The sequence below is a fragment of the Streptomyces sp. NPDC046831 genome (assembly GCF_040645305.1).
Taxonomy (GTDB): Bacteria; Actinomycetota; Actinomycetes; order Streptomycetales; family Streptomycetaceae; genus Streptomyces.
This window is the reverse complement of the sequence record NZ_JBEYXZ010000009.1, coordinates 185,602-192,220: the sequence shown is the minus strand read 5'-3', so window position 1 is coordinate 192,220 and position 6,619 is coordinate 185,602. Positions and strand designations below refer to the sequence as shown.

Sequence of the window (6,619 nt, the reverse complement as noted above, 5' to 3'; positions counted from 1 at the left end):
CCACCCCCCAGGTCATCCCTTCGACAGGGGGCAACAGTCATGCCGGGCCCGGAGGCCAGCGGCCCTCTTGCAGGACCGCGAAGAAGATAACGGGGGCAACAGTCATGCCGGGCCCGGAGGCCAGCGGCCCTCTTGCAGGACCGCGAAGAAGATAACGGGGCACAGCGGCGTCACGTGTGCGCGATCTCCGCGGCCTGCTGCCGGGGCGGTTCCAGGACGCCCTGGTGGCCGTCGGGCGGCCCGAACACACCCGCCGCGCGGGCCGCGACCTCGCCGAGCCGGCCGTCGAGATGCTCGTAGAGGTGTGAGCGCAGCGCCGGCGTGGTCACGGTGCCGGTGACGGCGCAGACGACGGCGGTCAGCACCACGGAGGCGGCGACGAGCCGTGTCCGCAGGGTGCGCGGCCTCCCGCCCACCGCCCGCGCGGACCCGGCCGCCGGCACTCGCTCACGGCGTCGCGGGCTTGATCAGGTAGCCGGCGCCGCGGCGGGTGTGGATCATCGGCTCGCGGCCGGCGTCGATCTTCCGCCGGAGGTAGGAGATGTACAGCTCGACGACGTTGGCCTGCCCGCCGAAGTCGTAGGACCAGACCCGGTCCAGGATCTGCGCCTTGCTGAGCACCCGGCGCGGGTTGCGCATCAGGAAGCGCAGCAGCTCGAACTCGGTGGCGGTCAGGTGGATGTCCTCCCCGCCCCGGGACACCTCGTGGCTGTCCTCGTCGAGGGTGAGGTCGCCGACGACGAGCACGGCGTCCGAGCGCCGGTCGGCGGCGCCCGAGCGGCGGACGAGCCCGCGCAACCGCGCCACGACCTCCTCCAGGCTGAACGGCTTGGTGACGTAGTCGTCCCCGCCCGCGGTGAGACCGGCGATGCGGTCCTCCACGCCGTCCTTGGCGGTCAGGAAGAGGACGGGGACGTCGGGGAGCTCGCGGCGAAGCCGCCCCAGGACGGACAGGCCGTCCATGTCCGGCAGCATCATGTCCAGGACGACGGCGTCCGGGCGGAACTCGCGCGCGGCCCTGAGCGCGCCCTGCCCGTCACCCGCGCTGCGGATCCGCCAGCCCTCGTACCGCAGGGCCATGGACAGCAGGTCGGTGATCGACAGCTCGTCGTCCACCACCAGCACCCGGACGGGGCTCCCGTCCGGCCTCAGCAGCTCGGTGCGCCCCTTGGGCGACGTCGGGGTCATGGCGGACACCTTGTCGGCATCCTCTGAGAGGGCCCTTTCGCCCGTCTGTGATTTCGCTGAGAACCGCACGGGACGTCTCGGCGGACGCCGGGGAACGGCGCGCCGGGGCCCGTCCGCTGACCCGCCGTCAGGCGCCGGCGGGCAGGGCGAACAACCGCGCCGCGTTGTCGTGGCACACCGCGCGCAGCCAGTCGTCACCGAGGCCGAGGTCCCGCAGGGCGTCCAGCTGGTGGGCGTAGCGGTAGGGGATGTTGGGGAAGTCGGAGCCGAGCAGGACCCGGTCGCCGAGGCCGGCCAGCCGGGGCAGGGCGCGCCGGGGGAACGGGGCGAGCCGCTCGCTGAAGTCGGTGAACGCCATGGTCGTGTCCAGCCGGACCTCGTCGTACCGCTCGGCGAGGCCGAGGAAGTCCTCGTACTCCGGCATGCCGAGGTGCGCGACCACCAGCCGCAGCCGGGGGTGCCGGGCGAGCACCCGCCCCACCGGACCGGGCCCGGTGTGCCGGCCGGGCGCCGGCCCCGAACCGCAGTGGATCACGACCGGGATCCCCGCGTCGGCGAGCAGGCCCCAGGCCGGGTCGAGAACGGCGTCGGCCGGGTCGTACGCCCCCACCTGGACGTGCGCCTTGAAGACGCGGGCGCCCGCCTCGACCGCTTCCCGCACGTACGACTCGACGCCCTCCTCGGGGAAGAGGGTGGAGGTGTGCAGGCAGTCGGGCGTCCGGCGGGCGAAGTCGGCCGCCCAGCCGTTCAGCCACCGGGCCATGCCCGGCTTGTGCGGGTAGAGCATCGCGGTGAACGCGCGCACCCCGAACTCCCGCAGCAGCGCGACCCGTCGGGCCTCCTCCTCGCGGTAGGCGATCGGCCACTCGATGCCGCCGGTGAGCGGGCCGAGCCCGTCGAAGTAGTCCCAGACCTTGCGCAGTACGCGCTCGGGCATGAAGTGGGTGTGGACGTCGACGAGGCCGGGCACGCCGAGCCGCCGCCAGAACCGCCGCACCTCGGCCGGCTCGGCCCCGGTGACGTCCTCCCCAATACGCTCAGAAGAGCTCGTCCTGCACACCCGCCGCCTCCCTGCACCCGCACACCGGAACGCTCAGACCACCGCCCACCGTAGGCCGCAGCTCCCACCCGGTCATCAGGCGGGTGTCCAGCACGACGACTCCGCCGTCGGTCGCCAGGTGCAGGTCCGGACCGGCGGCGGCGACCAGCTCGCCGCTCACGGCGCCGCCCGGGACCAGTTCGCCGACCTGGCCGACGGGGGCTGGCAGACCGGCCAGGCCGAACACCTCCGCGTGGTCGACGGGACGGAACGGCTCCCGCTCCAGCGACTCCGGCCAGCCGCCGAGCGCCACGGCCCGGGCGTGCAGGTCCTCGATCTCGGCGGCCCGGGCGGCCGCCGTCTTTGGCAGCGCGGACCGCACGGCCCGCTTGTCGGCGTACGGGATCCGGTCGGGCACCCGGAGCGCGGCGCGCAGCAGTTCCTCGGAGCGCCGGGCGGCCATCAGCGGCCCGGCACCGAGCCAGCTGAAGCAGACGGCGCCCTGTTCGAGCAGCCGCGCCGTGCCCCGTTCCAGCGCGGTGATCCCGACCTTGGTCATGCCGGGGCCGAACCACGCCAGGTAGACGCGGTACGGCCGCGGGTCGTCCGCGAACGTGTCGGCGGCCACGGAGTGCGCCCGGTCGAGGCGCGCGCACTCCTCGCAGCGCGCCCCCGTGCTGCGCCCGGGCACGACCGCCCGCACCGGACACGCGCGTCCCCGCGCCCCCCGGCACGTCCGTGTCCCCCCGTCCGCGACCTCGAACGCCACCCGCTTCCCCCGGGGCAGCGCGCTCCTGCGCCCCCCGTGCCACTCCAGCTCGGGACCGGACGACGCCCACCGCAGCCCCGCACACCTCCACACCTGTGCCATCGCCCTCACTGTAGGAAACGGCACTGACAACGGCCGGGCCTGTGCGCGGCTGTGCGCGGCGCACACCCGGCGGGACGCGCGCTCTCTGTGTGCCGGCGTTGCCGTCAGGGTTGCCGTCAGCTCGGAACAGTGGCACCGGCTCGCGGCGTACGCGATCGCCGCGACGCGGAGCCTAGGCGATCCCGGGACAGGCGGGAACTCCGGCCCCCGAGCGGCGCGAGGCCGAGCCGGACGACGGTTTGCCGCCTCTCCCGTAACGGGACGATCTATGACAGGGTCGCCGGTGCTATCAGCCAAGATAGGGACGCTCACGGTGTTCCAGGAAGTGACGGATCCGGAGCCGCTGCGTGGGGTGCATCGGCAGCTGATTGATCTCCCCCGGCTGGACGAACCGCAGCTCCGTGGACTCGTCCGAGATGGCGAGCCGGCCCCCGACCACGCGGGCGGTGAAGCAGACGTTGAACTGCCTGCGCACCTCACCGTCCGAGTAGGCGATGACGTGGCGAGGGTCGGTGTACGTGCCCACGAGCCCGGTGATCTCTACGCTCAGTCCGGTTTCTTCCTTCACCTCGCGGACGGCCGTTCCCGGGAGTGAATCGGTCATCTCCATGCCGCCGCCAGGTAGCGCCCACAGATCGTTATCCCGGCGGCGCTGAAGGAGTACGCGCCCTTTGTCATCGGTGACCACGGCGGACGCGGCGACCACCAGGCTGTTCGGCTCAGGTGCCGCTGGGTCGTCGTAGTACTCGGTCCGTGCCATGGTCACCCTTCTCGTACCGGCGTCGCGCTTTCCCAGACCGCGTCGAAGCTGCTGGCGTAGGTGTCGAACATGCCGCCTTTTCCGCTGCGCCGGAGATGCCACACGGGAGCGCCGTAGGCGTTCACGCCCCAGACATGCGCATTGACCAGTGCCTGGTCATCCGCACGATAGATCGAGTTGTAGAGCGTGGTGGCATGGGTGCGCACCTCGATGCCAAGTACCCCGGCAAGCGGGCGGTAGTGCATGAGGGCGAGTCGGCAACGGGACTCGATCCCGTGGCCGAACCTCTCCTCCGCGCCGCGCTGTTGGACATGTGTACTGTCCGGGTCGCCGATCGCGATACGGACCGCACACCCGTCGTCCGCTCGCTCTCGCAACAAGTCGTTGAGCCGCGGGTACGCCTCGTGCAGGAAGACGGCGGCGTACACCAGCACGTCGATGTGCTCGCGCGCCTGGCTCAGCATGTCCACGAAGGTGGACACGGGGATGTCCGCCCGCTGGTCGTAGAGGGCCACAAGTTCCGGACTGACAGCGCGGGCAGGACGTGCCTGCCGGAGCGCGGGCCATAGAGCGTGCACGTCTTCTCCTAGTGTTTCCGCTGCCAGCATGGCCGTGGCTCGGCGCGGCGTACGCCCCAGGTTGACCCATCTTTCAACGGACTTGGGGTCGACTTCGACCCTGTCCGCAAGGGCGGCGTACGTCCATCCGCCGGCCGCCATGGCAGCACGTAAGCCCTCGTTCGGCATCCCAATCTCTCCTAACACCTGGGGACGGCACTAGGGACGTTCTACCTGACACGGGACGTCCCGAAGTGGGGTTTGTCGGAGGTTCCGACGTCCTGATGAGCGGCAGGATGCTCGTCCGCATGGCGAGCAACCAGCAGACCAGACCAGGCATCGGGGAACTGGCGAAGGACACTGCCAGTGGACGTATCGGCGTCGTCATGGGCGAGGTCGGCGCCCGGGTGCAGGTAAGGCCCGTCGGCGGCGGCGTCGAGTGGGATGCCCTGCCGGACAACGTGGTGGCCCCGACCGCGCGGGAAGAACTGAGCGCCCGCCTGGCCATCAAGAACGGCAACAGCCGGGACGGCCTGTGATGCGCGCCATCGGCCGGTATGCCGGGGTCCTGTTCATCATCATGATCAGCGGATCGTGTGGCCTGGTGATCGGCATGGCCCTCGGCACCAGCCAGTAGACCGGCCGCCCCGAACGGGGTGCCACCTTCCCTGGCTCCCCCTTCCCCGTTCGGGGTCGGCCTTCCATCCCCCGGTCGCCATAGGCCGTGCCTCGGCGACCGATGCGGGCGCAAGTGCCAGAGCAAGAGCTGTTCGACAGCCTCACCCACTTCGTGATCGTCCACAACCGGCAGTCCCGCGAACGGGCCGAGCGGATCGCGGACCAGGCGGTGGCCTTCGTGGTGACCGCCGCGACCGCGACCGTCCCCATGGTCCCGTCCGACGACGTGGACCTCGGTCTGCACGCGCTCATCCTGCACACGAAGGAGTACGCCGCGCTCTGCGACCGGTACGCCGGCCGCTTCCTCCACCACAACCCCATGCCGGGCGGAGGGCCCCGTGACCCGAAGAAGGTCGTCGCGTCCGCGCACGCGATGAAGGCGGCCGGGTTCATGGTCTTCGACGACCTCTGGACCGTGGACGGCGCGAACCTCGCGCAGTGCGACGCGGACTGCGGCCGTCCGTACGGCCAGGCGTAGCGACACGACACCAGCGACGCGGCCGGCCTCGACGCGGGGTCGGCCGCGCCGCCCGGAAGGAGAACAGACGTTGTCCGGGACACCCCCTGAACTGCCGATGGTCGTGCTCGACGCACTGATGCCCAAGGCTCAGCGTCTGGTCGTCAATCGCCGCGGCTCGATGGTCTGGGAGGTCGAGAGCCATCGGGGGCAGTACGCCGCGAAGGTCGGTTACCCGATCGAGGCTGCGGCCGACTGGCCCGCCCAGCCCTGGACGGCACTCGCTCCCGCACGCGAGGGGGCCGTGCTGTACCGACTCGGCCTCGACGACTTCGCGTACGGCGAATGGGAGCTGGGCACCTGGAACTTCCAGCCGTGGCACGAAGGGCCCGACCTGTAGGAGCTGTGGAAGCCCTGTCGTGAGCCGGACTCTCGTACGGAACCTCACACCAGTGCGGCCCTCGGCTGTGTAGAGGCGCTGGCCGAGTTGCACGGCAAGGGCTGGGCCCACGGCGACGTGCAGCCCGCACACTTCATCGTCGGCCCGGATCGCACGCACCTCATCGACCTGGCCTTGGCACGCGGCGGACACGTCCCCGAAGGGTACGACTTTCCGTTCCGCGGCTGCCTCGTCCACTACGAGGCGCCAGAGATCGCGCGCAGCGTGCTTGCGACCGGAGAGGCGGAGCCTACGCAGGAAGCCGACATCTATGCGCTCGGCGCGTCCCTGCTCATTTCCGCCACAGGCTGGCGGGCCGTCGAGTACCCGGACGACGCACCGCGCCCCGAGCAGAGGCGAGCTGTCGCAAGTGGCAAGCGCCGGCCTGTGAAGGTGCATGGCGAGCTGGGCGAACTGATCGACGCCATGCTCAGCCGGGCGCCCGAAGACAGGCCCACGATCCACGAGGTCGGTAAAGCCCTGAGCTGAGCCGTAGACCCACAACCAGAAGACCGGGCCACCCCCGGCGGCCCCCGCCGCTCATCGCGCGGCCCGTCGTAGGCGGGCCGCTTTGACGACGGCGCGGCTGGTGCCCTCCTAGCCGTCTGATCGGTCCCGCTCCCGCCGGCT

Annotated in this window: 7 protein-coding genes and 2 pseudogenes; 3 read left to right on the top strand and 6 right to left on the bottom strand. The window is 71.4% G+C overall.

Annotated features, from left to right (window positions below; all coding sequences use genetic code 11):
* Positions 1-233 precede the first annotated feature (233 nt).
* The 6 genes and pseudogenes from ABZ920_RS11565 to ABZ920_RS11540 all read right to left on the bottom strand — a co-directional run.
* Positions 234-443, bottom strand: a pseudogene (locus ABZ920_RS11565) (two-component sensor histidine kinase); the annotation flags it as partial.
* Between the two features lie 4 nt (positions 444-447).
* A complete protein-coding gene (locus ABZ920_RS11560) occupies positions 448-1,188 on the bottom strand; it encodes a response regulator transcription factor (RefSeq protein ID WP_361501877.1) in 741 nt (246 codons plus the stop codon).
* A 127-nt stretch (positions 1,189-1,315) separates the two neighbouring features.
* Entirely contained in the window at positions 1,316-2,221 is a 906-nt protein-coding gene (locus ABZ920_RS11555; protein WP_361501898.1) for an amidohydrolase family protein, read from the bottom strand.
* Between the two features lie 4 nt (positions 2,222-2,225).
* Positions 2,226-3,098 carry a DUF2797 domain-containing protein gene (locus ABZ920_RS11550; protein ID WP_361501875.1) on the bottom strand — a complete coding sequence of 291 codons (873 nt, stop codon included), beginning with the start codon at positions 3,096-3,098 and terminating at the stop codon, positions 2,226-2,228.
* Positions 3,099-3,387: 289 nt separating this feature from the next.
* The gene (locus ABZ920_RS11545) at positions 3,388-3,858 is read right to left on the bottom strand and encodes an NUDIX domain-containing protein (RefSeq protein WP_361501873.1); all 471 of its coding nucleotides are present in this window, start codon (positions 3,856-3,858) and stop codon (positions 3,388-3,390) included.
* Between the two features lie 2 nt (positions 3,859-3,860).
* Positions 3,861-4,604 carry an XRE family transcriptional regulator gene (locus ABZ920_RS11540; protein WP_361501871.1) on the bottom strand — a complete coding sequence of 248 codons (744 nt, stop codon included), beginning with the start codon at positions 4,602-4,604 and terminating at the stop codon, positions 3,861-3,863.
* Positions 4,605-4,711: 107 nt separating this feature from the next.
* Here ABZ920_RS11540 and ABZ920_RS11535 point away from each other — a divergent pair, with 107 nt between their 5' ends.
* The 3 genes and pseudogenes from ABZ920_RS11535 to ABZ920_RS11525 all read left to right on the top strand — a co-directional run bounded on the left by ABZ920_RS11535 (position 4,712) and on the right by ABZ920_RS11525 (position 6,478).
* The gene (locus ABZ920_RS11535; protein ID WP_361501895.1) at positions 4,712-4,954 is read left to right on the top strand and encodes a hypothetical protein; all 243 of its coding nucleotides are present in this window, start codon (positions 4,712-4,714) and stop codon (positions 4,952-4,954) included.
* A gap of 200 nt (positions 4,955-5,154) precedes the next feature.
* Positions 5,155-5,571, top strand: a complete 417-nt coding sequence (locus ABZ920_RS11530; RefSeq protein ID WP_361501868.1) for a hypothetical protein — start codon at positions 5,155-5,157, stop codon at positions 5,569-5,571.
* A gap of 70 nt (positions 5,572-5,641) precedes the next feature.
* A pseudogene (locus ABZ920_RS11525) lies at positions 5,642-6,478 on the top strand (protein kinase).
* Positions 6,479-6,619 lie beyond the last annotated feature (141 nt).